Consider the following 23439-nt stretch of genomic DNA (forward strand, 5'->3'; position numbering starts at 1 on the left):
GCAAAAAAAACTAAGCACTTTCATCAAACATAATTTCGTCTGAACTGCCTATTTTATATAAAGGTTTCTCAATGGGCAAAGTAAAATAGAAAGTAGAACCCTCACCTTCAATACTTTCGACCCATATTTCACCTCCATTTTTTTCTAGAAAGCCTTTTACCAACAACAATCCAATGCCGGCTCCTTTGTTCTTTATTCTTTTTTCTGAAAGTGTTTTCATTTGCGGAGTGAAAAGTTTCTCCATTATTTCTTTAGACATTCCAATTCCAGTATCTTTAATTTGAACAATAATTTTATCCTCTTTCCTTTTCGCTGAAATCGTAATTGCCCCACCTTTTTCGGTATGTTTTATAGCATTTGAAACGATATTTTGAATGATAGAAATCAACATTTTACTATCGGCAAATACTGAGGTGTTCTCTTCGATTTCGTGATGCAGATTTATAGTGTTTATGGAAGCCGTTTCATTTAAAGTATCAAAAACTTTTTCAATGTATTCGATTAGTCTTAATTTTGTTGGAGAAAAGGTATCCGATGCATATTTTATTCTTGCCCATTCTACCAAATAGTCCAACATTTCTAATTCATCCGTTGATGATTTATGAAGCAAGTCAAGCATTTCCTGCACAGTATCAGGATTCATTTTACGAAAATTTTCTTTTAGATATTTTGCAGTTCCTATAATTGCAGACAAGGGACTTCTCAAATCGTGTGAAAGTATGGCCATAACACTTTCTTTATGAATGTTAAGGTCTTCCAATTCTTTGATGTAATTTTTTATAGCATCCTCTGATTGTTTTCTATCAGTCAAATCCCTTAAAACCTTAACATATCCAAGCATTTCTCCGTTTAAACCTATGAGAGGAAAAACCAATCCATAAGCATAAAACAGGCTCTTGTCTTTGGCAATGTGCCATCTATTATCGGTTGCCCTGCCTTCTTTTAAAGCAGCTTCAATCTCTTTCTTAGGAACGTCATTTTTTAAATCTTCCTCAGTAAATATAAGATCAAAAGGTTCTCCAATTACTTCATCCGTTTCGTAGCCAAATATTTTTGCAGAACCCGAACTCCAACTGTTTATAATAAAATCATTATCTAATGTAAAAATGGAATAGTCTTGTAAACTGTCAATTATTTGGCTGTAAAACTCAGCCGTTGGTATGTATTTGTTTTTGAGAATTTTCGTGAAGTTTTGTTTGATTTCCATTGGATTTAGTTGAGTCATTATATTGAAATAGTATGTATTATGCTTATTGCCATTGCTCATAATGTTTCTTTACAATCGCTGTTTTTTGGCTAAATTAAGCCTAATCTTCGGATTTGTAACGACATCTATTAAAAACTATTTTTAAATCAAGCCAAATACAAAATCTAATAGGCACTCATTATTCTTCGAAATTATTTTGAAATAAATCTAAAAGCAATGTATGGTGCTATTGCCACCCAAATTGGTATAAGAACCCAAATTTGGCCTTCAGTAAAATTATAAGCATATAATAGTTCATTCCAAGAACTTCCAAGTATAATTCCAAAACCAAACTCAAAAGCCAAAGTCAAGATTGACCAAACAATTCCTATAATTAATGCTTGCTTTGCCGTATTTGGAGGTAACCATTTTACTACTGAACAACTATAAATTCCAATGAGAATAATTAAGGTAAATGTTGAAATTTGGTGCGCAGCTAATTCACTTATGTATTTTTTATACCATAAATCTCTAGCAGCGCCATTTAAAACTGCAAGGAGAACCATAGGAAGCCAGCATAGTAAGTATTTTATCATTGTTAATTGAGGTTTCTTGAGTTTTTTACAATTTTAGCTAACGTTTTGGTATTACAGCGAGTTTGAGGCTAAATTAAACCATTTATTCGGATTTACTTTGCGGGTACGAATTGCAAATCCGCTATCGGGGTTTTTAATGTTATATGTTTATTTATTTCTTTAAGAATTCGAAGATTAATTCGTTTAATTTTTTTGGTTTTTCAAAAGGTATATATAGATATCATCTTGCTGAAAATAATTTAATTTAATTGAATTTTAACAATTAAATATAGAAGTATCTTGCATAGAATATCAGTTTTTATTTCTTAAGTATCACACCTCACCTTTCGTTCTCTTCTCAGGTTTTGAAGCTAAATTAAACCATTTATTTGGATTTACTTTGCGGGCACGGATTACTTCGTCAGTTCGCTTTCGCTCTTGTGCAAATCCATGCTGTCTTTTTTTTTAAACTGCCTGCCAGTCAGACCCTTGTGTATTGACTGGTAGGCTTTTTTCAACTAAGTCAGAAAATGAATATCGAATTTCATAAAAATAAGAGCAATCATTGTACATTAGCAATCAGTTTATATCGAAGAATTTTAAGAAACACAAATTATGAAACACTTTAAAAGCATCTTTTTATTTTTATGCATGACCCATTTTTTCTGTGCCAATGCCCAAGACAATGCAGCTATTAAAGAATTTAATTTTGGTAGAAATGCTGATAAAAAATCCGGTACAGTCATAAATAAAGCTATTGCGTATACTAAAGCTATTGGATACGGATTTGATTTACAATCTGATAAAAATGTAACATTTGACGAAAAATCAATATCGGCTAAGAGTCCATTTTATTTTTCGGTAAATCTTCCAGAAGGGAATTATAGTGTGGAGGTTGTTTTTGGGGGCAGCAACAGCGGAATTACAACTGTAAAGGCGGAGTCCAGAAGATTGATGCTGCGGGAAATTAAAACTGCTGCAAAAGAAACTAAAACAGTACGTTTTGTAGTCAATGTAAGAACTGCGAAATTTGATATAAACAATACCATTACTCTTAAATCTGCTGAAATTAAGGGGCTGAATTGGGATGAGAAATTGACCTTGGAGTTTTTGGGGACATCAATTGTTCAAAGCATTAAAGTCTCCCCTATTTCAAAAATTACAACAATTTATATGGCTGGAGATTCTACCGTTATGGAACATGATCTGGAGCCATGGGCATCTTGGCCACAGTTTTTTCAAAATTATCTGACGACAGATGTTGTGATTGCTAATTATGCCTGTTCAGGCTTGACGCTAAGATCTTTTGAATCCGGATATCGATTAGAGAAAATTTTATACTTAATGGAGCCAGGCGATTATCTTTTTATTGAGTTTGGCCACAATGACGAAAAAGCAACAGGAGATGGAAAAGGAGCTTCGGGAGTGTATACCGCTTTATTAAAGGATATTATTGTAAAAACCTTGAATAAAGGAGGTTCTCCAATATTGATAACTCCAATACAAAGACGTTATTTTAATCCTAATGGGACTTTAAAGCCTACTCACGGCGAGTTTCCAGATGCAATGCGAAAAGTGGCTCAAGAGATGCAAGTTCCTTTGATAGATGCTACTAAAATGACAACTTCTTTATACCAAAGCTGGGGTAATCAACTTTCAAAAAAAGCTTTCGTTCATTATTCAGAGAACACTTTTCCCGGACAAATAAGTGCTTTGGCAGATAATACCCATTTTAATAGTTTTGGTGCCAATGAAGTGGCTCGATGTATAGTACAGAATATTAAAAATGCAGGTTTGGATCTTGCTAAACATATAAAACCGACAGTTCCTCATTATATTTTTAAAAACCCAAGCAAACCAAGTGATTGGACTGTGCCGATGAGCGCCCGAATTGGAATTGATAAACCTGATGGGGAATAAAAATTTAGAATAGCTTTTTTTTGCGTCAAAAATCCGCAAACTTGTCATTTCGACGGAGGAGAAATCTCATCAAGTTGCTCCACAGTCAAAAGCATCAATCTTTGTCGATTTAGAAATTGAGATTCCTCCTCCGTCGGAATGACAATATTAAGTGTAGAAATGAGCACCAGTGGGGAGTTTGTCTTATGATTGCGGGCACGGATTGCAAATCCGCGCTATCGGGTGATTCAAACGGGCACGAGCGGGTTCTACATAAAATTAGTCGCAGTTATTTTTGAAATTATATCTTGACACTTAGTTTTATTTTTAAATAAAGTTACAATTATCGCCTTGTCATACTCATTACTAATAACTTTTTGAAGTATCACAAAAGCATCATTAACTTTAGATTCCATAATACCTAATAAAGTTGGATCGTCGAAATTAAATTTTTCAGTAACATATTTTTTTGTGTTTATTGTTTTGTAAACCAATAATGATATTATTCTATTGCCATGAATTAATATACTTTGATCTCTTCCTGAAATTAGAGATTTTTCTTTTTCTTTAATGGCTTGCTCTATTAATCTTTGAGTACGAACACAATTATAAACATAGCGACCTGTGATTTTTGCATTAAATAATTTTTTATATGGAGCATTTTCTAAATCATCCCATATTAATCCTATTTCTCTTTTTAATTGAACTACAATTGAAATGTCATTAGAAGAGCAGGAAAGTGCTGTTGTGCTTTCTATTAAATCAAATGAAATTTGGTCATTTTTTTCATACTCTCCTCTACTTATTCTGTAATCTATACCATCAATTAATAATTCTTCTCTTATTCTAGTTTGTTCAAGATCAAATGTTACAAAATCTCTGTTTTTGACTCTATTTTGAGTATTATTTGCCTTTGTTATTTTTTGTCCAAAATTTTCTTCTGCGTCTTTCAGTTGTATTATTTTAACTGGAACAAAAACTTTATCTAATTTCGATGTATCTCCTTCACCAAATTTTCCAATTGAACTAACAGTTTGCGCACCATTTACAATGCTTATATTTTCGCAAATAAATTGACCCAAGTCTGATGATGCCCCACCAACCATATTTTTTTCTACTGAATCAGCTACTAAAGTTATTCCATTATTATAAAACCAAAAATGTTCTGGATTCTCTTCTAATGTTTTTGTAATTTCTTTATTAACATCTGTATCTCCTAAAACACCTCTAATGTTTTTTGCAAATAATCTTTTGCGATATTTATCCCACCAACCATAAATTTCAACCCCATTTACTTGACCATAATAACCACTATATGGTTCTGTAACTTTTCCAAAATATTTTAATTGTATAGTTTGATCAATTGGCTGAATGTTTTCCGTTGTATGGACTAAAGAAGAATGAATTCTCTTTTGATTAAAAATAGATAAATAAACTAATTCACTTGCATCATTAAGCTCTTCCAGTAAATCATTAAAATCGCGTCTAGAAGGCTCCGCAAGGTTATTAATCCCTGTATAAGTTAAAATTATTTGATATTTGGTTTTAGGGTCGCAAACAGCATTTTGAATTATTATTTCCTTTTTTTTGACTTTATTGTTGAATCTATCAAATTTAAAGTTTAGTAAATCTTTAATACCACTTATAAACTTTTTTACTTCACCATTTTCAGGTTCACCTTTACCATTATGAATCCATTTAGATTGAACAAGGTATAAATATTTAGATTGAGCGTCATAGTATATTGCATCTATTCCGTTGTCATTTCCTCCATCAACTACTGATTCAGATGCAATTTTCAATGGAACCTGTGTATGATGTTGGATTGAATAGGCGGCTAGTGATCTTGTTAGGAAAAAATTTTCAAGATTTTCTCCTTTAGCATTAACATCACTCAGATCAATCAAGTCTTTGAATTCTTTTTCGATATGAGTTTTTATATGATTTACGTGTATTTCGCTCATTTTTTCTGTAATTGTGGCTAACTAGCGCGAGACTATCCAAATTGGGATATTATGCTAAGTTTTGCTTTGTATTTCTCAAATATATAGCTTTTTTTACCAGAAATTATAGACTTAATGAAAAACTGTTTGGTGTTACACCTCCCCTTTCGTTCTTTTCTCAGGCCTAATAATCATACGCAATGATTGATCTTTGGAGAAGTAAGCAATCATCCAATGGTAAAAGGTATTGATTCGGTTGCGGTAGGTTATTAAGGACATTAGATGCACGAATAACCAAATCATCCAAGCGAAAAAGCCATTGAAATGCATTTTTGGTTTTGGTAAATCGACTACAGCTTTGTTTTTTCCAATGATGGCCATAGAACCTTTGTCATTGTATTTGAAGGGTTTTAATGGTTTGTTTTGAACCATTAATTTGAAGTTCTCTGCCAGATTCACTCCTTGCTGTATGGCTACTTGCGCTACTTGAGGGTGACCTCCCGGGAAATCTACATCATTGAGTTGGATGCAGGTATCGCCAATAGCGTAGATGTTTTCGGTAGCGTTTACTTTGTTGAAAGCATCGGTAGCCATTCGCTTGCCACGACCGTAACTTTCTATCGGGATTCCTTCAAATTCCCTCGCTGAAACTCCTGCCGCCCAAATTAGGTTTTTGGTTTGTATGGTTTTTCCATCGGCAAAGAAAACAGTATCGTCTTTGTAATCGACCACTCGGGTGTTTAGTTTGACAACGACGCCAAGTTGCGTCACTGCTTCGAGCGTATCCGCTTGTGACTCCAAGCTCATAGGCGACAGTAAGGCATCTCCTCCATCGATTAAATAAATATTGCTGGCGGAGGTTTGTAATTCGGGGTATTCTTTGAGTAAAATGTTTTTTCGCATCTCGGCAAACATTCCGGAAACTTCCACTCCTGTTGGGCCTCCTCCAACGACTACAATGGTCAAATGCTTTCTGCGTTCGTGGATGTCTTTGCAAATGGCGGCTTTTTCCAGGTTTTTCAATAAGGCATTGCGCATTTCGATGGCATCATTGAGGGTTTTCATCGGAATGGCATTTTTCTTGACATTTTCCATGCCAAAATAACTGGTTTCGGCTCCCGTTGCAAACACCAAGTGGTCGTACTGCAACTCGCCATTATTGAGGATGATTTTGTTTTCGGTTGGAATTACTTTTTGCAATTCGCCCAAACGGAATTGCAGGTTCTTTTTACCTGCAAAAAACTTTCGGAATGGGTAACTGATACTTGAGGGTTCCAAAAAGCCTGTGGCAACCTGATAGATGAGTGGCGGAAAGAAATTATAATTGTTTTTGTCAACAAGGGTTACTTCAATTCCTTTTTGGTTGGTGAGTTCCTTGGCTAAATTAATTCCAGCGAAACCGCCGCCTATGATTACTATTTGCATATTGAGACTTTTATGAGAAAGATTATTTTAATACGATCTCATAAAAGTACAATTTATATTAGGCGCAAATGTTAGTTTTTGAATTTTTTAACAGGCTTTTCTGTAATTTCAGTTTTGTTTTGCAACATATAATTGGCTAACAATTTTTCAATCAATTCGTCTTTGGTCAGGTGATGAAAAATGGTTTTTATTTTTGTCTTTAATTCGGTATCCACGTCGTGATTGGGTTTGGTTTTGAAGATTTGCTTCGCCCACAAAAGCGTGTTGTTCTCTTCGATACTTGCAACAGACGGTTTTTTGTATTTGGTAAACTGGATTCCCAATTCTTTTTCAAAATCGGCAATTTCTCCCACTTCTTCGGGTTGTAAGATAGTCAGCGAAAGTCCTTTGCCACCTGCCCTAGCCGTCCTTCCGCTACGGTGAACATAATTTTCATAGGTGTCAGGCAAATGATAATTGACAACATAAGCCATTTCTTTTACGTCAATTCCCCTTGCGGCCAAATCGGTTGCCACCAAAATATTGATGTGCCCTTCACGAAATTGCTCCATGATTCGGTCACGGATTCCTTGTGACAAACTTCCATGCAAAGCTCCAGAAGAAAATCTGTTGATTGCCAAGTTTTTGGCTAGTTTATTGACAGCAGCTTTAGTTTTACAAAAAATAATACCGCGTTCTCCATCTTTGGAATTCAGGAAATGCATTAAAACATCCAGTTTTTCTATAGGATCTACCACAATATAGTTGTGATCAATCCCTTGGTTACCGACAGTTTCCATACTCGCGCTTACCTGAACTACGTTTTTGTTTAAGTAATTCTGCACTAATTGCTTAATAGTTCCAGGCATAGTCGCCGAAAACAAAAAGGTTCTGTAGGTTTTGGGTAATTCGGTTATGATTTCGTCCAAGGCATCTTTAAGAATAGAAACCATTTCATCGGCTTCATCGAGAACGAGAAATTTGGTTTCTTTTAGGCTAATGGCTTTACGTTGCAACAAATCGATCAAACGACCCGGTGTCGCCACGATAATATGTGTTGGTGCTTTTAATCGTTCGATTTGTGGTTTGATTGGGATTCCGCCACAAACGGCTGCTATGGAAACTTCAGGAAGGTATTTGGCATAACTTTCCAGATTATTGAAAATTTGTTGTCCCAATTCTCTTGTAGGCACCAATATTACGGCTTGTACTGTTGGTACTTGCGTATCAATTAATTGCAATAAAGGCAATCCAAAAGCAGCGGTTTTTCCCGTTCCTGTTTTGGCAAGTCCCACGATATCGGTAGTGTTTGCTAACAATAGCGGAATGGTTTTTTGCTGAATTTCGGTTGGGGTTACAATTCCCATTTCGGTAATCGCTTTTAGTATTCCTGTTGAAACTCCTAAATCTGAGAATTGTGTTGACATGCTTTTTGTTTTTTAATTGTAAAATGCTTTTGAATAGCAGAATGTTGTTTTAGCCCCGATAGAAGCGGTATCCTTTTCTTGCCACCTTAGGCAAGGAAAGATATAGCGGATAGCGGGAAATAGCTCCTAAAAATTATTTATATAAATCAAAATAGAGACACATTGTATTGCGTCTCTACGTTGAAATTTGATCTTTTATTAATCGAGTTCGTTCATGACTTTTTCACGGTATTTTTTACCTATTAATAAAGTCATTTTTAGCTTATAATCCTCCATCAACCATTCTCTGTAGTTCTTGCTACATTGACTAAGGCATTTTGAAAAACGTTTGACACGGTATTCGATATCGGCTTCCAATTCTTTTGAAAGCGCTTTGGCTTCCTGTAATTCTTCGGTATTGTCCACACACATGGCGGCATGTTGGTCAATGGATTTTTCTAAAACTACTTTGGATCTTAAGTTCTGAGCAATAGCTAGTTTGTGTTCTTCATCTACATCAAAAGTTACGTCGGCTGTTTTGCTAAACTTGGCTCTCAATTCCGGTGGCATCGTGTATTTGAAATGCAATTCGATTTCGCTGTCGTCTCTTAAATTCTCCAAGTAAAACTCAGGAGATTTAAAGATATGTTGCCAATTGACAGGATCACTCCACAATCCAAAACGAGCGGCATTATTTCCTAAATCAATTACCGAAAACTCATCTTTATTAGGCAGTTTTCGAGAACCACGACCTATCATTTGAAAATACAAAGTCAATGATTTGGTTGCTCTGTTCAAAATAATCGTTTCAACAGTTGGTTCATCAAAACCAGTTGTAAGAATCCCTACCGAGGTAAGAATTGCATCCGGAGTGTGCTTGAACCAATGCAGAATTTCTTTTCGCTCTTCGTTACTGCTAGTGTTATCCAAGTGACGAATTCCATATCCTGCTTCTCTAAAAGTCTCATACACATATAAGGATGTGTTGATTCCATTGTTGAAAATCAGGGTCTTTTTACCTAAAGATTTCTCGGTATATGCATGCAATAATTTTTCTTGCATCGCCATATTAGTATATAAATCATCAGAAGATTTTACGGTGTAATCTCCGTTGATACCTACTTTTAAAGATGTTAATCCAACATCATAACTATAGGTAATGGCTTTTGCCAAGAAGCCATTTTCAATTAATGAGCTAATAGTGTCTCCCACAATTAGTTCATCATAACTTTGGTGCATTGGTAATTTTATGTTTGAACTCAAAGGAGTAGCAGTTACTCCAAGTATAAATGCATTTTTGAATGATTTTAACAACTTTCTAAAGGAATTGTAATGCGCCTCATCGATAATCACCAAACCAATATTGTCTAAATGTAGTTTTTCGTCATTGATACGGTTTTTCAAAGTCTCCACCATTGCCACAAAGCAAGAATAGTCATTTTGGTCCGGAAGTTCTTTTACTTTGCTGTTGATGATTTTGTTTTTTACGTCAAATCCTTTCAACATTTTAGAGGTTTGTTTGCACAACTCGATACGGTGTGTAAGTACCACCACTTTTTTGTTGTGTTGGGATAAATAACGGCGAACGATTTCAGAAAAAATTACAGTTTTTCCTCCACCAGTAGGCAATTGGTATAATAAATGATGTTGTGCAGGGGCATTGTCGATACGCTCAAATATGGCGTCAATGTCTCCTTTTTGGTAAGCGTAAAGTTCTTTTTTGGCTTCAATTTCAATTTCTAAAGTCTCTTGATGCATTGTATATTTTTGGATTTTTGCAAAAATACGCCTAAAAAAGAGTTATTCAGCCAATTTTTTTTAAAAATATATAGGAAGGATTAAATAAGATTGTTTCTAAATTTAACATCTAGTCCTCTAAAAGTTCGATATTTGTTTTGAAATCAGCGACATTCTTCCATTTTTGATCTGAAGCTTCATCGCTAATGGCGATTAATCGATTTTTGAATTCATTGAAAATTCCACTTGAAATGATGAATTTTGAGGCTTGTTCGAATGAATTAAACATACTTTTATAAAATAATTCTTGCTTTATGATGTTTTCTGAAGCAAAAGTTTGTGCAATTTCGATATTATAAAGCATCACATCGGCAATAACAAAGGGATCTACACCCAAAAGTATAAAATGCTTGATGTATTTTTGGGCTACCGAGCGTCTCATTTTTGGCTTTTTTCTTTTGCCTTTAGTTTGCAGTGGAAAATATTCATGCGAAATTTTGAGTTTACATTCCTTAAGCAGTGTTTCCTCTTTTGGATTGAAAACAAAATTGTAATAGACTTTTACGGGAGAGAACTTTTCATACAACTCAAGAATTTGCTCTTCTAATTGCTCTTTAGTGAGTTCATTCAAATATTTTTTTAAATCGCGCTTGCTCATTTTCAAAGTTTAAGAATACAAAAGTAATTTACTTTGGTATTGAATACCGCAATAATGGATGTTATTACTTAATTTTGCCCCTTATAATTGCAAAAACAACTACAAATGCTTAAAATTTTCAAGGTTACTGCCATTTTAGAAGGTATCTCTTATTTGGTTTTATTTTCGAATATGCTTTTTATTAAACCAACAAATATGGAACTTTACAAAACATTGCTGTATCCTATCGGAATGAGTCATGGTGTATTATTTATAGGTTATGTTTTATTGGCTTTTTTGTTGAGAAAGTCTCAAAATTGGAATTATAAAGTCTTTGGGATTATATTGATTGCATCTTTATTGCCGTTTGGAACTTTTTATATCGAGAAAAAATATTTGTAAAATATGAACAAACTCATTCATTCCATTTTTAGCTTCCTCTACCCTATTTTCAGAGATTGGGGAATGAGCAGAACTTCTTCGACTTATCTGAGTTTGTTTTTCAATACTATTTTGCTTTGTTTTTTAGCTTATGCATTGTATGTGGTTTTCCGATTTATATTGGTAACTATCATGGCTCTTGTCGCTCAAAGAACCAAAACGAAGTTTGATGATTTATTGGTGACCAATAAAACGGCTAAGTATATTGCTTATTTGGTTCCGTTGTTTTTTGTATTTAGATCTGTACCAGTGATTTTGGATAAATTTGAATACTGGGAAAGCATCTTTGGTAAAGCGGTTGGGGTTTATATCGTTTTGCTGATTTTATGGATTATCAGAACCATTTTTAATTCTCTACGTGATTATTTAAAATTAATGCCAAGATACAGCGATAAGCCTATCGACAGTTTCATTCAGGTTATCATGATTGTGCTGTGGATGTTTGGAATTGCGCTGATTATTTCGAAGCTTTTTGATATTGACCAAAAGGAATTGTTAACTATTTTGGGAGCTGTTTCGGCAGTGATTATTTTGGTTTTTAGAGATACAATACTTGGCTTTGTAGCTAGTGTTCAAGTGGCAATAAACGACATGGTACGCATTGGTGACTGGATTACGATGGATCGTTATGGCGCCGATGGGGATGTGATAGAAATCAATCTGGCTACCGTAAAAGTTCGAAACTTTGACAATACAACCACTACGATTCCAACCTATAGTTTGAGTTCCGACTCTTTTCAAAACTGGAGAGGAATGCTCAACTCTGACGGAAGGCGTATCAAGCGACATATTATTATCAAAGCAAGCAGTATTCGTTTTCTAGAAGATCAGGAACTCCTTGATTTAAAAAAAATAGATCTTCTAACTTCTTATATTAATCTTCGAAAAAGCGAAATTGACAACTACAATTTAGGAAATAAAATTGATAAAACTCTGTCTATAAATGGTCGCAACTTAACCAACCTAGGTTTGTTCCGAAAATACATTACCCAATACCTACAGCAATATCCTGGATTGAATAAAGAAATGCTAATGCTTTGCAGACAATTACAACCCACTCCGTATGGTGTTCCTCTGGAGATTTATGCTTTTTCTAAAGACAAACGTTTTGAAAATTATGAATACATCCAATCGGACATATTTGATCATATTATTGCTTCAGTTTCTTACTTTGATTTGGAAATTTTTGTAATGCCATCTGAAAATGTTGTTAAGTCCTAGAATAAGACCGAATTAAAAAAAAATAATCTGCTTAAATCTACTGAATTTGAATGCAATGCAAATTCAATAGATTTAAGCAGATTTTATTAATTATTTAAAGTTATTAAAGATTCAGAAACTCAGCGACTCAGAAACTTAGTCTCTCTTTTAACCGATCCTGTCTTTTACATACTCAATTTCGGTTTTTCCGTGTGCTTTTGGTTTTCCGTCTTCGCCTAAATTTACCATTGTTGTACTGTCTATGGTAATGATTGTTTCGCGTGTCATCATATTTCGGGCTTCACATATTAATTCAATTGAACTACGTCCAAATTTTACCACATCAATTCCAATTTCAATAATATCACCTTGTCTTGCAGAACTTCTGAAATTAATTTCAGACATGTGTTTAGTAACAATTCTGGAATTTTCTAATTGGATAATCGTGTATAAAGCCAATTCTTCGTCGATCCAAGCCAATAATTTTCCACCAAATAATGTCCCGTTAGGGTTCAAGTCCTCTGGTTTTACCCATTTTCTAGTATGAAAGCGCATATTTTTTAATTTAATAATGCTAAAATAAGACATTACTAACAGTAATTTTTATATTTTTAAAGAAAAAAAGATGAATCAAAGAGATCAATTAATCAAAGAAATTCGAGGAGAATCATTGGGAAATGTGAGTAATCAATTGTCTTCAGATGAGTTGTTTCAAAATGAAGTACTTAGGCCCATTTTGAAATTGCAGAACGATTTGTTTATCGCTTCCTTTTTGAATTACATCAGCAAATACAAAAGAGATTTTTATACCAAAACTGTTGAAAACAAATTGGCTATTATAGAAAATGCGATTCAAAAAGACATTAAATTCCGAAATGCCTTGAAAGGAATGATTATCGCATTCTTTACGACTGATGAATATGCACTTTATATTCAGAATTCTTCCAGTTTGAACAAAAGAATGATGAATTTATTGATTGAAAGACTGAAAAGTCAAGTGCAGTTATTCGATACGGAGAATCAAACAACTTAGTATTGTGTTGTTTTAACACAATGAAATTAGATTTTGATCTTTTTCATTATTTTTAATAAGATTTTTACGTTGTAAAAAAACTTATAATTCTCATTTTACCCTATTTATTTAAAAAATCCATTCTTAAAACTTTGAATTTTTTCTTGCTTCTTGTCGATTGCTGCTTTATATTTTTTTAAATACTTGATTTAATAATATAAAAGTTGCGAATAATTAATTTATTGTAATTAATTAACATGTAAAAAAATAATATGTTTGTTTTTTGCTTATTATTGTAATGTATTGATAATTGCATTATTAACAGCTATTACATAATATTTTTAATATTTCGCAAATGGAAAGACGAGAGGCACTAAAAAAAATTGCTTATTTGATGGGTGGAGCAATTTCTGCCACAACAATGGGTGTTTTATTTGAAAGTTTTACAGTTTATGATCCCGAATGGAATACCTATTCTTTTTCAGCCACGGATGAAGAAATTTTGGCTGAATTTGCCGAAATTATTTTACCGACAACTCCATCATCTCCAGGAGCAAAGGCTGCTGGCGTTGGTGCTTTCATACCATTACTTATAAAAGATTGTTATCCTCCAAAATTGCAAGCTGTCTTTAAAAATGGATTTGAAGAAATGTTGGCCAAATGCAAAACTAAATTCAACAAAGAATTCTTGAGTCTCAATACTGAAGAAAAAAATCAACTCATGAGTGAATTGACGCAACAGGCTATCGAAAGCAACAAAGAACCTTCTTTCTTTTTGATTGCCAGAGATTTAACCATATTAGGTTATTTCTCTTCCGAAATTGGTTGTACAATGGCTAGAGAATATTTGCCTATTCCAGGACGATATGATGGTGCTACAGAATACAAACCAGGCCAAAAAGCTTGGGCTGCTATTTAACGTCAAGTTGTTTACAAATATATTTTTATTAAATCCAAAAAAAGAGACTCGTGAATATCAATACTGATTTAAAGAAACAAAATACTTATGACGCAATAGTTGTAGGTTCAGGAATAAGCGGTGGATGGGCTGCCAAAGAATTAACAGAAAAAGGATTAAAAGTCCTAATGTTAGAACGCGGCAAGAACATTGAGCATATTAAGGACTATGATTCTGCGATGAAAGCTCCATGGGAAATACCTTATGCTGGAAAAATGACAGAAGAACAAAGACGAACACATCCAGTACAAACCAGAGACTATCCCTATAGCCAAGCCAATGAAAGTTGGTGGGTAAACGATTTAGAATGTCCTTACACAGAAGACAAGCGTTTTGATTGGTATAGAGGTTTTCATGTAGGCGGAAAATCGTTAATGTGGGGACGTCAGAGCTATCGCTTAAGTGATCATAATTTTGAAGATAATGCCAAAGATGGTCACGGAAATGACTGGCCAATTCGGTATAAAGATATTGCGCCTTGGTATGATTATGTAGAAAAATTTGCTGGAATTAGTGGTCAAAATGAAAATTGGCCTTTGCTCCCAGATGGTCAATTTTTACCTCCTATGGATATGAATTGCGTTGAAAAATCAGTAAAGGAGCGCATTGAAAAGCATTATAATAAATCCAGAATTATGACTATTGGTCGTACTGCAAATTTAACGGTACCCCATCTAGGACGAGGGAATTGTCAATATAGAAATTTATGTAGTAGAGGTTGTCCATTTGGCGCCTATTTCAGTACACAATCGTCGACTTTACCGGCAGCTATGGCTACCAAAAAATTAACGGTTCGCCCCTTTTCTATTGTCAATCATATTATTTATGACAAAGAAACCAAAAAAGCCAAAGGTGTAATGGTTATTGATGCCGAGACTAATGAAAGTATGGAGTTTTATGCCAAAATAGTTTTTGTAAATGGCTCTACCTTAAGCTCAACCTTTGTTTTATTAAATTCAACTTCTGAAGCACACCCTAATGGCTTGGGTAATGGTAGCGGCCATCTTGGACATAATCTAATGGATCATCACTTTAGATGTGGAGCTGAAGGAAGTGCTGAAGGTTTTGAAGATAAATACACTTACGGACGAAGAGCCAATGGCATATATATTCCAAGATATCAAAATTTTAATGGAGATAAACGAGACTATTTACGAGGTTTTGGATATCAAGGCGCTGCAAGTAGGGGAAATTGGCACAAAGAAGTGGCTGAATTAGCTTTTGGTGGTGATTTCAAAGAAATATTATCTAAGCCTGCTGAATCATGGACAATGGGATTAGGTGGTTTTGGTGAAATGCTGCCTTACTACGAAAACAAAGTTTACATTGATCATTCAAAAAAAGACAAATGGGGACAACCCGTATTGGCTATCGACTGTGAATACAAAGAAAACGAAGCTAAAATGCGTGAGGATATGATGTATGACGCTGCCGAAATGCTTGAAGCTGCCGGTATGAAAAACGTAAAACCTTATGACAATGGTTGCTATCCCGGAATGACAATTCATGAAATGGGAACTGCCCGTATGGGGAATGATCCAAAAGAATCAGTATTGAACAAATGGAATCAAATGCATGAAGTGAGCAATGTATTTGTAACCGATGGCTCCTGTATGCCTTCAACCGCTTGTCAAAACCCTTCATTAACATACATGGCTTTAACTGCCAGAGCTTGTGACTACGCAGTAAAAGAATTAAAGAAAAAAAATATCTAGATTTTTGGAGTATTAGATTATGAAAAAATTAAAAATGGGAATGATTGGCGGTGGCAAAAATGCTTTTATTGGAGCAGTTCATCGCATTGCAGCCAACATGGATGGTTTAATCGAATTGCATTGTGGTGCTTTTAGTTCCAATCCTGAGTTATCCCTTGAATCTGGTAAAGAATTAGGTTTGGCAGATGATAAATGTTATGGATCTTATACCCAAATGATTGAAACAGAAGCAAAATTACCTAAAAATGAGAGAATGGATTTTGTTTCTATAGTGACTCCAAATCACGCCCACTTTGCTCCTGCAATGCTGGCATTAGAAAATGGCTTTCATGTCATTTTAGACAAACCGATGACTTTGACTTTAGCAGAAGCCAAAATATTGGAACAAAAAGTTAAAGAAACTGGACTTTATTTATGCTTGACACACACCTACTCAGGCTATCCGATGGTAAAACAGGCTCGAAACATGATAGCTGAGAATGATTTTGGAAACATTCGAAAAATAATGGTTGAATATCCTCAAGGCTGGTTGAGTACAAACTTTGAAAGCGGTGGAAACAAACAGGCGGCTTGGAGAACAGATCCGTCTAAAAGCGGGATTAGTGGTTGTATGGGCGACATTGGAACTCATGCCGCGCATTTATCAGAATACATTTCAGGATTAAAAATCACACAACTTTGCGCAGATATTAATACTGTCGTTGCCAAGAGAAGACTGGATGACGACGGTAATGTATTGCTTAAATTTGATAATGGTGCTAATGGAATTTTAGTAGCGAGCCAAATTGCTGCTGGCGAAGAAAACAGCTTAAAAATTAAAGTGTATGGAGAAAAAGGTGGCTTAGAATGGCATCAAATGGAACCAAATACTTTGGTAGTAAAGTGGATAGACTCCCCTACTCAATTATATCGCACTGGAAACGGATATTTATCGCCGATAGCGGCTTTCAATACTCGAATTCCAAGTGGACATCCAGAAGGATATCTGGAAGCGTTTGGGAATCTATACAAAAACTTTGCTTTGACTTTGCAATCAAAATTGGAAGGTAAAGAACCAACTGCAAATATGCTTGATTTTCCAACAGCAAAAGATGGTGTTCGAGGAATGGCTTTTATAGAAAATGTTATCGCTTCGGGAAAATCAACTCAAAAATGGACTGAATTTAAAATTTAAATCACAACAAATGACCACAATGCAAGGACCTGCGGTTTTTTTAGCGCAATTTATTTCTGATGAAGCTCCCTTTAATTCTTTAGAAGGAATTTGCCAATGGGCTGCCAATCTGGATTTTAAAGGGATTCAAATACCTACTCTGGATTCCCGCTTTATTGATTTGAAAAAAGCCGCGGAAAGCAAAACCTATGCTGATGAGCTTACAGGAATTGTCGCTTCCTACGGATTAAAAATATCTGAACTTTCTACTCACTTACAAGGTCAGTTGGTTGCCGTTCATCCTGCCTACGATGATTTTTTTGATGGATTTGCACCAAAAGCCTTGCGTGGAAATCCAAAAGCGAGACAAGAATGGGCGGTGCAACAATTGCATTATGCAGCAAAAGCTTCTCAGAATTTAGGTCTTAATGCGCATGCAACTTTTAGTGGCTCACTATTGTGGCAATATTTTCATCCTTGGCCTCAACGTCCACCTGGTTTAATTGAAGATGGTTTCAAAGAACTGGCTAAACGCTGGATGCCAATCCTTAATGAATTTGATAAAAATGGTGTGGATGTTTGTTATGAAATCCATCCCGGTGAAGATTTATTTGATGGTGAAACCTATGAAATGTTTCTCAAAGCAGTAAACAATCACGAACGCGCTTGTATTTTGTATGATCCTTCACATTTTGTTCTTCAACAATTGGATTATATTCAATACATCGATTTTTATCATGAACGAATCAAAGCTTTTCACGTGAAGGATGCCGAGTTTAATCCAACGGGAAAACAAGGAACTTTTGGAGGATATCAAAGTTGGCTGAATCGTGCAGGTCGTTATCGTTCGCCTGGTGATGGTCAAATTGATTTTAAAACCATTTTTAGCAAATTAGCACAATATGATTATAAAGGTTGGGCAGTGATGGAATGGGAATGTTGTTTAAAAAATCAAGAAGATGGCGCTCGTGAGGGAGCTGAATTTATAAAAAAACATATTATCAAAGTGACTGATAAAGCTTTTGATGATTTTGCTGCTGTTGAAACAAACTCACAGCTTAATAGAAAAAATTTAGGAATATAAATTGTTTAATTAATACAATATGAAAATTAAAATTTTAGCTGCAATAATAGCTCTAGGAGCTTTGAGTTCTTTCTCGAATTATGAATCAGTTCCAACAGGATATAGTGGTAAAGAAGATATTCAAGCTTCTGAAGGAGAGTTAATAATGAAGAAACAAGATTGTGCCACTTGTCACAAAATTGATAAAAAAGTAATTGGGCCCTCTTTTTTGGATATTGCCAAAAAATATCCAATGAATGACAAAAACATCAACTATTTATCGGATAAAATTATTAAAGGAGGTTCTGGTGTTTGGGGCACAATACCCATGGCGGCCCATACTGCATTAAAAAAAGATGACGCTAAAAAAATTGCCAAATACATTCTATCATTGAATAAATAAATTGAAACCTACTTTATGGATCAAGACTTTAATAAAAATAAAGAACCAGAATCGGTTGTTCGAAGGGATTTTCTAAAAAAAGGTGTGCTGGCGACAGCTGCTTTTATGATTATTCCAAGACATGTCATGGGCAGAGGTTTTGTAGCTCCTAGTGACAGATTGTTAATTGCAAGTATTGGTGTTGGTGGAAAAGGAAGGTCAGATGTTGCTTCTTTTGAGAAAAGTGGACTTGCAAATGTAGCTTTTTTGTGTGATGTCGATACACGCAGAGCCGCTGATAGTGTAAAAGCTTTACCGAAAGCAAAATTTTACAAGGATTGGCGTGAAATGCTAGACAAAGAGCATAAAAATTTTGATGCCGTATCAGTTTCTACACCCGATCATAATCATGCTATTCAAACTTTTTCGGCTATGCAGTTAGGCAAGCATGTTTATGTGCAGAAACCAATGGCACATGATATTTATGAGGCACATATGATGACTCAAGCGGCTGCTCGTTATAAAGTAGTAACACAAATGGGAAATCAAGGTTCGTCCAATGATGGTACTAGAATCCTAAAAGAATGGCACGATGCGGATTTAATTGGGGATGTACATACGGTTTACGCCTGGACAGACAGACCCGTTTGGCCACAAGGAATTCCATGGTCAACGGCAAAAACAGAAATTCCTAAAGAATTGGATTGGGATTTATGGCTTGGAACTGCTCCGAATAAAAATTATGTAGACAAATTAGTGCCATTTAACTGGCGAGGTTGGTGGGATTATGGAACTGGTGCATTAGGAGATATGGGCTGTCACCTGATGGAAGCACCTTTTTCTGTTTTGAATCTAAAATATGCCAAAGATGTACAATGTAGTGTTGGTTCCGTTTATGTTGATGAGTTCAAAAGAGGATATTTCCCCGAAAGTTGTCCTCCTTCTAGTCATGTAGTATTGACATTTCCAAAAACAGATAAAACGAAAGGCGATATCAAAATGCATTGGATGGATGGTGGTATTCAACCAGAACGTCCAGAAGAATTAGGTGCAAACGAAATATTTGGTGATGGTGGGAATGGTACTTTATTCATTGGAACCAAAGGAAAAATGATTTGTGACACTTATAGTGAAAATCCAAGACTATTGCCTTTAAGTCGCAATGAAAATCTAAAAATTGCAGAGAAGTATCCTCGAGTAAAAGATGGTGCCAGTGGTCATCAAAAACAATGGATAGAAGGTTGTATTGCAGGATATGGTAAAAAAGAATTGAGTTCTCCTTTTGAAATTGCGGGCCCTTTAACTGAAGCTTTATTAATGGCTAATCTTGCCGTAAGAGGTTATGATTTACACAAAGAGTATTTAGGTGAAGATGTTTATCCTGGCCGTTCAGTAAAATTGCTTTGGGATAATGAAGCCAAGAAAGTAACCAATATAGATGATGTCAATCAATTTGTAAAACGCAATTATAGAGAAGGTTGGAAAAACCTAAGTTTTTAAAAAAATAAAATTAAATAGTAAACCCATGAAATCGCCAAGATTCTAAAATACAAAAATAAAGAATGGCGATTCCATATTGCTTCGCCTGTTCGCTATAGCTCGAGTCCATTAAAAAACAAATATTATCTATTATGAAAAAAATTATAACAACAGTATTAGTATTCACTTTATTTCAAACCATGCAAGCTCAAAAAGGATTCAAACCTCTTTTTGATGGAAAAACCACAACAGGTTGGCATACTTATGGAAAAACTTCGGCTAGTGCCGGATGGAAAGTTGAAGATGGCGTTTTGCATTTTGATCCAGAGGCAGCCAAAAATGGGCAAGGAGGAGATTTGGTAACTGATGCAGAATATGAAAATTTTCATTTAAAAGTGGACTGGAAAGTGGCACCAAATGCGAATAGTGGAATCATTTTTTATATAAATGAAAACGCGCAAAAATATAAAAACACCTATGAAACTGGTTTAGAAATGCAAGTTTTGGATAATGACGGTCATCCGGATGGAAAAATAACGAAACACCGAGCTGGAGATTTATATGATTTAATTCAAAGTAAATCGGAACCAGTTAAACCGGTTGGAGAATGGAATACCGCTGAAATTGTTTGTAAAAATGGAAAACTGACTTACGTTTTAAACGGAGTCATTGTTGTTGAAACCGTACTTTGGGACGATAATTTTAAAGCACTGGTTGCAGGAAGTAAATTTGCTGCTTGGCCAGCTTTTGGAACATTCAAAAAAGGGAAAATTGCTTTGCAAGATCACGGGAATAACGTGTGGTATCGTAACATTATGATTAAAGAATGGAATACGATGGAAACCACAACTGGCTGTAAATAATAGCTCCAAAACTAACCTAACCAAAAATCAACCTCTTTTATGAATACAACTATCCGCATTAAATTATCTGTAATGATGTTTCTGGAATTTTTTATCTGGGGGGCATGGTTCGTCACTCTAGGTACTTTTTTAGGAAACAATTTAAAAGCTTCTGGTTCAGAAACGGCAGCTGTTTTTTCCACCCAATCTTGGGGAGCCATCATTGCGCCCTTTATTATTGGTTTGATTGCGGATCGTTATTTTAATGCTGAGAAAATCTTAGGTGTCTTGCATTTGGCGGGTGCATTTTTAATGTACCAAATGTATCAATCAGCAGATGTTGGGACGTTTTATGTTTATGTATTGAGTTATATGGTTTTATATATGCCAACATTAGCTTTGGTAAATTCAGTGGCATTTAATCAAATGAATGATCCAGAGAAAGAGTTTGCTAATATAAGAGTTTGGGGAACCATTGGTTGGATTTTAGCAGGTTTATCTATTAGTTTCTTGTTTCATTGGGATTCTACTGAAGCTGTTTCTAATGGATTACTTAAAAATACCTTCCTTTTGGCTGGAATTGCGGCTTTGGTTTTAGGTCTATTAAGTTTTACATTACCAAAAACACCACCGAAAGTTAGTGAGGGAAAAATTAAAATTTCTGATATTATAGGTCTAGATGCTTTAAAACTTTTAAAAGATAAAAACTTCTTGATATTTTTCATTTCATCGATTCTAATTTGCATTCCATTGGCTTTTTATTATCAAAACGCACATCCTTTCTTGACAGCAGCCGGAGTTGAAAATCCAACAGGAAAAATGGCGATTGGACAAATATCCGAAGCGCTATTTCTATTATTCATTCCTGTGTTTTTTGCCCGCTTTGGATTCAAGAAAACAATTTTGGTGGGAATGCTTGCTTGGGCAGTTCGTTACGTTTTATTTGCTTATGGCAATGGTGATGATTTGAGTTTTATGCTTATTATTGGAATCGCTTTACATGGAATTTGTTATGATTTTTTCTTTGTTTCTGGACAAATTTATACCAATTCAAAAGCAGGGGAAAAATACAAAAGTGCTGCTCAAGGTTTAATTACTTTAGCGACTTATGGTATTGGAATGTTAATTGGGTTTGCTGTTGCAGGTTGGATTACGGATAATTATAAAACTGTTGAAGGAGCAATCAATTGGCAAATGGTATGGATAATTCCTGCCGGAATTGCTTTTGCAGTATTCTTGATTTTTGCTCTTTTATTTCAAGATAAAAACAAAACAGTAAATAAAATTTAAGTAATTTAAATATAGAAGAAATGAGTACAAGTTTTGATAGAAGAACCACTATAAAAGGCAATTGCAATTTGTGATATTTAATAATTTAAAAAATAAAAGCAATGATAAAACGTAGAGATTTTATAATTAACAGTGGTTTGGCTTTAGGCGCATTGGCAATTGCTCCTTCCCTAGCCTTTTCAACTAAACCAAAAAATATTGGTCTTCAATTGTACACTTTGAGAGATGCATTTTCTAAAGACGTAAAAGAAGTTTTGGAACATGTTGCTAAATCTGGGTATAAAGAAGTTGAAACTTATGGATTTTCCAATGAAAAAGGATTTTTTGGCACTTCGCCAAAAGATTTCAAAAAGATCCTTACTGATAATGGACTAAAAGCTACTAGTGGTCATTATGATTTTAAATCGCTAATAAAAGACAATAATTCAGACTTTTTGAAGTCTTGCATTGAATGTGCCAATGTATTAGGAAGTGAATATGTTACTGTTCCTTGGTTGGAAGAAAGTTTGAGAAGTAATTTAGACGATTACAAACGAATTGCTCAAAAAGTAAACGAAGCAGCAACTTTATGTAAACAATCAGGTTTAAAATTAGCTTATCATAACCATGATTTTGAGTTCACGAAGTATGGAAATCAATGTGGATACGATATTTTATTGCAAGAAACAGATAAAAAGTTAGTCGATTTTGAATTGGATTTGTATTGGGCTGTTCGCTCAGGAAATGATCCTTTGCAATTGTTTAAAGCTAATCCTGGTCGATTTACTATGTGGCATGTAAAAGATATGGATAAATCCAAAGTGGAATGGAATACAGAAATTGGTGAAGGAAGTATCAACTTTAAAGCTATTTTTGCTGAAGCGAAACTTTCAGGAATGCAACACTTTTTTGTGGAACAAGAAACTAATTACTCTCCAAATCCAATTGAATCAATTAAAACAAGTTGGGACTATGTGTCTAAAGAATTAATTTAATTTTTTTAATGTGATATTTTTAGGTAGTGTCTCACTAAGTGTGTAAGTTGAAAAGTTATTCTGAAAAATATTTGAGCTAATTTAAAAAGCTCAAAAATATTTTTTGGAAATAACTTTTTTGCTATTTTTAAAATTACATAGTT

21 protein-coding genes are annotated in these 23439 nt (G+C 34.6%); 13 read left to right on the plus strand and 8 right to left on the minus strand.

Going from position 1 to position 23439, the window contains the following annotated elements; translation table 11 throughout:
* Positions 1 to 10 precede the first annotated feature (10 nt).
* Both KZH69_RS15545 and KZH69_RS15550 read right to left on the minus strand, forming a co-directional pair.
* Positions 11 to 1207, minus strand: coding sequence for a PAS domain-containing sensor histidine kinase (locus tag KZH69_RS15545; RefSeq protein WP_219318395.1), 1197 nt, complete (start codon positions 1205 to 1207; stop codon positions 11 to 13).
* A gap of 191 nt (positions 1208 to 1398) precedes the next feature.
* On the minus strand, positions 1399 to 1782 hold the full coding sequence (locus tag KZH69_RS15550; protein WP_219318396.1) for a hypothetical protein: 384 nt from the start codon (positions 1780 to 1782) through the stop codon (positions 1399 to 1401).
* Positions 1783 to 2376: 594 nt separating this feature from the next.
* Here KZH69_RS15550 and KZH69_RS15555 point away from each other — a divergent pair.
* Positions 2377 to 3681 (plus strand): rhamnogalacturonan acetylesterase, encoded by a 1305-nt coding sequence (locus KZH69_RS15555; RefSeq protein ID WP_219318397.1) that lies wholly within the window; start codon positions 2377 to 2379, stop codon positions 3679 to 3681.
* Between the two features lie 248 nt (positions 3682 to 3929).
* On the opposite strand, the gene KZH69_RS15560 is transcribed toward KZH69_RS15555, so the two are convergent.
* The 5 genes from KZH69_RS15560 to KZH69_RS15580 all read right to left on the minus strand — a co-directional run bounded on the left by KZH69_RS15560 (position 3930) and on the right by KZH69_RS15580 (position 10808).
* Positions 3930 to 5624 (minus strand): AIPR family protein, encoded by a 1695-nt coding sequence (locus KZH69_RS15560; RefSeq protein ID WP_219318398.1) that lies wholly within the window; start codon positions 5622 to 5624, stop codon positions 3930 to 3932.
* Positions 5625 to 5756: 132 nt separating this feature from the next.
* Positions 5757 to 7028 (minus strand): NAD(P)/FAD-dependent oxidoreductase, encoded by a 1272-nt coding sequence (locus tag KZH69_RS15565; RefSeq protein ID WP_219318399.1) that lies wholly within the window; start codon positions 7026 to 7028, stop codon positions 5757 to 5759.
* Between the two features lie 71 nt (positions 7029 to 7099).
* Positions 7100 to 8434: a DEAD/DEAH box helicase gene (locus tag KZH69_RS15570; RefSeq protein ID WP_219318400.1), complete on the minus strand. Its 1335-nt coding sequence runs from the start codon at positions 8432 to 8434 to the stop codon at positions 7100 to 7102.
* Between the two features lie 198 nt (positions 8435 to 8632).
* Positions 8633 to 10171: a DEAD/DEAH box helicase gene (locus KZH69_RS15575; protein ID WP_219318401.1), complete on the minus strand. Its 1539-nt coding sequence runs from the start codon at positions 10169 to 10171 to the stop codon at positions 8633 to 8635.
* 109 nt (positions 10172 to 10280) lie between these two features.
* Positions 10281 to 10808 carry a DUF6155 family protein gene (locus KZH69_RS15580; RefSeq protein ID WP_219318402.1) on the minus strand — a complete coding sequence of 176 codons (528 nt, stop codon included), beginning with the start codon at positions 10806 to 10808 and terminating at the stop codon, positions 10281 to 10283.
* A gap of 105 nt (positions 10809 to 10913) precedes the next feature.
* On the opposite strand from KZH69_RS15580, the gene KZH69_RS15585 reads away from it, so the two are divergent.
* Entirely contained in the window at positions 10914 to 11189 is a 276-nt protein-coding gene (locus tag KZH69_RS15585) for a DUF3817 domain-containing protein (RefSeq protein WP_219318403.1), read from the plus strand.
* Positions 11190 to 11192: 3 nt separating this feature from the next.
* Positions 11193 to 12449: a mechanosensitive ion channel family protein gene (locus KZH69_RS15590; RefSeq protein WP_219318404.1), complete on the plus strand. Its 1257-nt coding sequence runs from the start codon at positions 11193 to 11195 to the stop codon at positions 12447 to 12449.
* A gap of 147 nt (positions 12450 to 12596) precedes the next feature.
* On the opposite strand, the gene KZH69_RS15595 is transcribed toward KZH69_RS15590, so the two are convergent.
* On the minus strand, positions 12597 to 12983 hold the full coding sequence (locus KZH69_RS15595; RefSeq protein ID WP_111410862.1) for an acyl-CoA thioesterase: 387 nt from the start codon (positions 12981 to 12983) through the stop codon (positions 12597 to 12599).
* A gap of 70 nt (positions 12984 to 13053) precedes the next feature.
* Between KZH69_RS15595 and KZH69_RS15600 the strand changes: the two genes are divergently transcribed.
* The 10 genes from KZH69_RS15600 (at position 13054) to KZH69_RS15645 (ending at position 23296) form a co-directional block, all read left to right on the plus strand.
* A complete protein-coding gene (locus KZH69_RS15600; protein ID WP_219318405.1) occupies positions 13054 to 13461 on the plus strand; it encodes a glyoxalase in 408 nt (135 codons plus the stop codon).
* Between the two features lie 334 nt (positions 13462 to 13795).
* Positions 13796 to 14359 carry a gluconate 2-dehydrogenase subunit 3 family protein gene (locus KZH69_RS15605; protein WP_219318406.1) on the plus strand — a complete coding sequence of 188 codons (564 nt, stop codon included), beginning with the start codon at positions 13796 to 13798 and terminating at the stop codon, positions 14357 to 14359.
* 50 nt (positions 14360 to 14409) lie between these two features.
* Positions 14410 to 16113 (plus strand): GMC oxidoreductase, encoded by a 1704-nt coding sequence (locus KZH69_RS15610; RefSeq protein WP_219318407.1) that lies wholly within the window; start codon positions 14410 to 14412, stop codon positions 16111 to 16113.
* Between the two features lie 19 nt (positions 16114 to 16132).
* Positions 16133 to 17287, plus strand: a complete 1155-nt coding sequence (locus KZH69_RS15615) for a Gfo/Idh/MocA family protein (protein WP_219318408.1) — start codon at positions 16133 to 16135, stop codon at positions 17285 to 17287.
* Between the two features lie 10 nt (positions 17288 to 17297).
* A complete protein-coding gene (locus tag KZH69_RS15620) occupies positions 17298 to 18350 on the plus strand; it encodes a sugar phosphate isomerase/epimerase family protein (RefSeq protein ID WP_219318409.1) in 1053 nt (350 codons plus the stop codon).
* A 19-nt stretch (positions 18351 to 18369) separates the two neighbouring features.
* Positions 18370 to 18732 carry a c-type cytochrome gene (locus KZH69_RS15625; protein ID WP_219318410.1) on the plus strand — a complete coding sequence of 121 codons (363 nt, stop codon included), beginning with the start codon at positions 18370 to 18372 and terminating at the stop codon, positions 18730 to 18732.
* Between the two features lie 15 nt (positions 18733 to 18747).
* Complete coding sequence (locus tag KZH69_RS15630; RefSeq protein ID WP_219318411.1) at positions 18748 to 20211, plus strand: Gfo/Idh/MocA family protein; 1464 nt, start codon at positions 18748 to 18750, stop codon at positions 20209 to 20211.
* Positions 20212 to 20342: 131 nt separating this feature from the next.
* A complete protein-coding gene (locus KZH69_RS15635; RefSeq protein ID WP_219318412.1) occupies positions 20343 to 21053 on the plus strand; it encodes a 3-keto-disaccharide hydrolase in 711 nt (236 codons plus the stop codon).
* Positions 21054 to 21092: 39 nt separating this feature from the next.
* Positions 21093 to 22322, plus strand: coding sequence for a nucleoside permease (locus KZH69_RS15640; RefSeq protein WP_219318413.1), 1230 nt, complete (start codon positions 21093 to 21095; stop codon positions 22320 to 22322).
* A gap of 101 nt (positions 22323 to 22423) precedes the next feature.
* A complete protein-coding gene (locus KZH69_RS15645) occupies positions 22424 to 23296 on the plus strand; it encodes a sugar phosphate isomerase/epimerase family protein (RefSeq protein ID WP_219318414.1) in 873 nt (290 codons plus the stop codon).
* Positions 23297 to 23439 lie beyond the last annotated feature (143 nt).

The sequence above is a fragment of the Flavobacterium taihuense genome (assembly GCF_019351435.1).
Lineage (GTDB): Bacteria > Bacteroidota > Bacteroidia > Flavobacteriales > Flavobacteriaceae > Flavobacterium > Flavobacterium taihuense.

Bases quoted from the DNA above. Each gene is read 5' to 3' on its own strand.
- KZH69_RS15545 (WP_219318395.1), bottom strand. From the start codon at position 1,207: ATGGAAATCAAACAAAACTTCACGAAAATTCTCAAAAACAAATACATA.
- KZH69_RS15550 (WP_219318396.1), bottom strand. From the start codon at position 1,782: ATGATAAAATACTTACTATGCTGGCTTCCTATGGTTCTCCTTGCAGTT.
- KZH69_RS15555 (WP_219318397.1), top strand. From the start codon at position 2,377: ATGAAACACTTTAAAAGCATCTTTTTATTTTTATGCATGACCCATTTT.
- KZH69_RS15560 (WP_219318398.1), bottom strand. From the start codon at position 5,624: ATGAGCGAAATACACGTAAATCATATAAAAACTCATATCGAAAAAGAA.
- KZH69_RS15565 (WP_219318399.1), bottom strand. From the start codon at position 7,028: ATGCAAATAGTAATCATAGGCGGCGGTTTCGCTGGAATTAATTTAGCC.
- KZH69_RS15570 (WP_219318400.1), bottom strand. From the start codon at position 8,434: ATGTCAACACAATTCTCAGATTTAGGAGTTTCAACAGGAATACTAAAA.
- KZH69_RS15575 (WP_219318401.1), bottom strand. From the start codon at position 10,171: ATGCATCAAGAGACTTTAGAAATTGAAATTGAAGCCAAAAAAGAACTT.
- KZH69_RS15580 (WP_219318402.1), bottom strand. From the start codon at position 10,808: ATGAGCAAGCGCGATTTAAAAAAATATTTGAATGAACTCACTAAAGAG.
- KZH69_RS15585 (WP_219318403.1), top strand. From the start codon at position 10,914: ATGCTTAAAATTTTCAAGGTTACTGCCATTTTAGAAGGTATCTCTTAT.
- KZH69_RS15590 (WP_219318404.1), top strand. From the start codon at position 11,193: ATGAACAAACTCATTCATTCCATTTTTAGCTTCCTCTACCCTATTTTC.
- KZH69_RS15595 (WP_111410862.1), bottom strand. From the start codon at position 12,983: ATGCGCTTTCATACTAGAAAATGGGTAAAACCAGAGGACTTGAACCCT.
- KZH69_RS15600 (WP_219318405.1), top strand. From the start codon at position 13,054: ATGAATCAAAGAGATCAATTAATCAAAGAAATTCGAGGAGAATCATTG.
- KZH69_RS15605 (WP_219318406.1), top strand. From the start codon at position 13,796: ATGGAAAGACGAGAGGCACTAAAAAAAATTGCTTATTTGATGGGTGGA.
- KZH69_RS15615 (WP_219318408.1), top strand. From the start codon at position 16,133: ATGAAAAAATTAAAAATGGGAATGATTGGCGGTGGCAAAAATGCTTTT.
- KZH69_RS15620 (WP_219318409.1), top strand. From the start codon at position 17,298: ATGACCACAATGCAAGGACCTGCGGTTTTTTTAGCGCAATTTATTTCT.
- KZH69_RS15625 (WP_219318410.1), top strand. From the start codon at position 18,370: ATGAAAATTAAAATTTTAGCTGCAATAATAGCTCTAGGAGCTTTGAGT.
- KZH69_RS15630 (WP_219318411.1), top strand. From the start codon at position 18,748: ATGGATCAAGACTTTAATAAAAATAAAGAACCAGAATCGGTTGTTCGA.
- KZH69_RS15635 (WP_219318412.1), top strand. From the start codon at position 20,343: ATGAAAAAAATTATAACAACAGTATTAGTATTCACTTTATTTCAAACC.
- KZH69_RS15640 (WP_219318413.1), top strand. From the start codon at position 21,093: ATGAATACAACTATCCGCATTAAATTATCTGTAATGATGTTTCTGGAA.
- KZH69_RS15645 (WP_219318414.1), top strand. From the start codon at position 22,424: ATGATAAAACGTAGAGATTTTATAATTAACAGTGGTTTGGCTTTAGGC.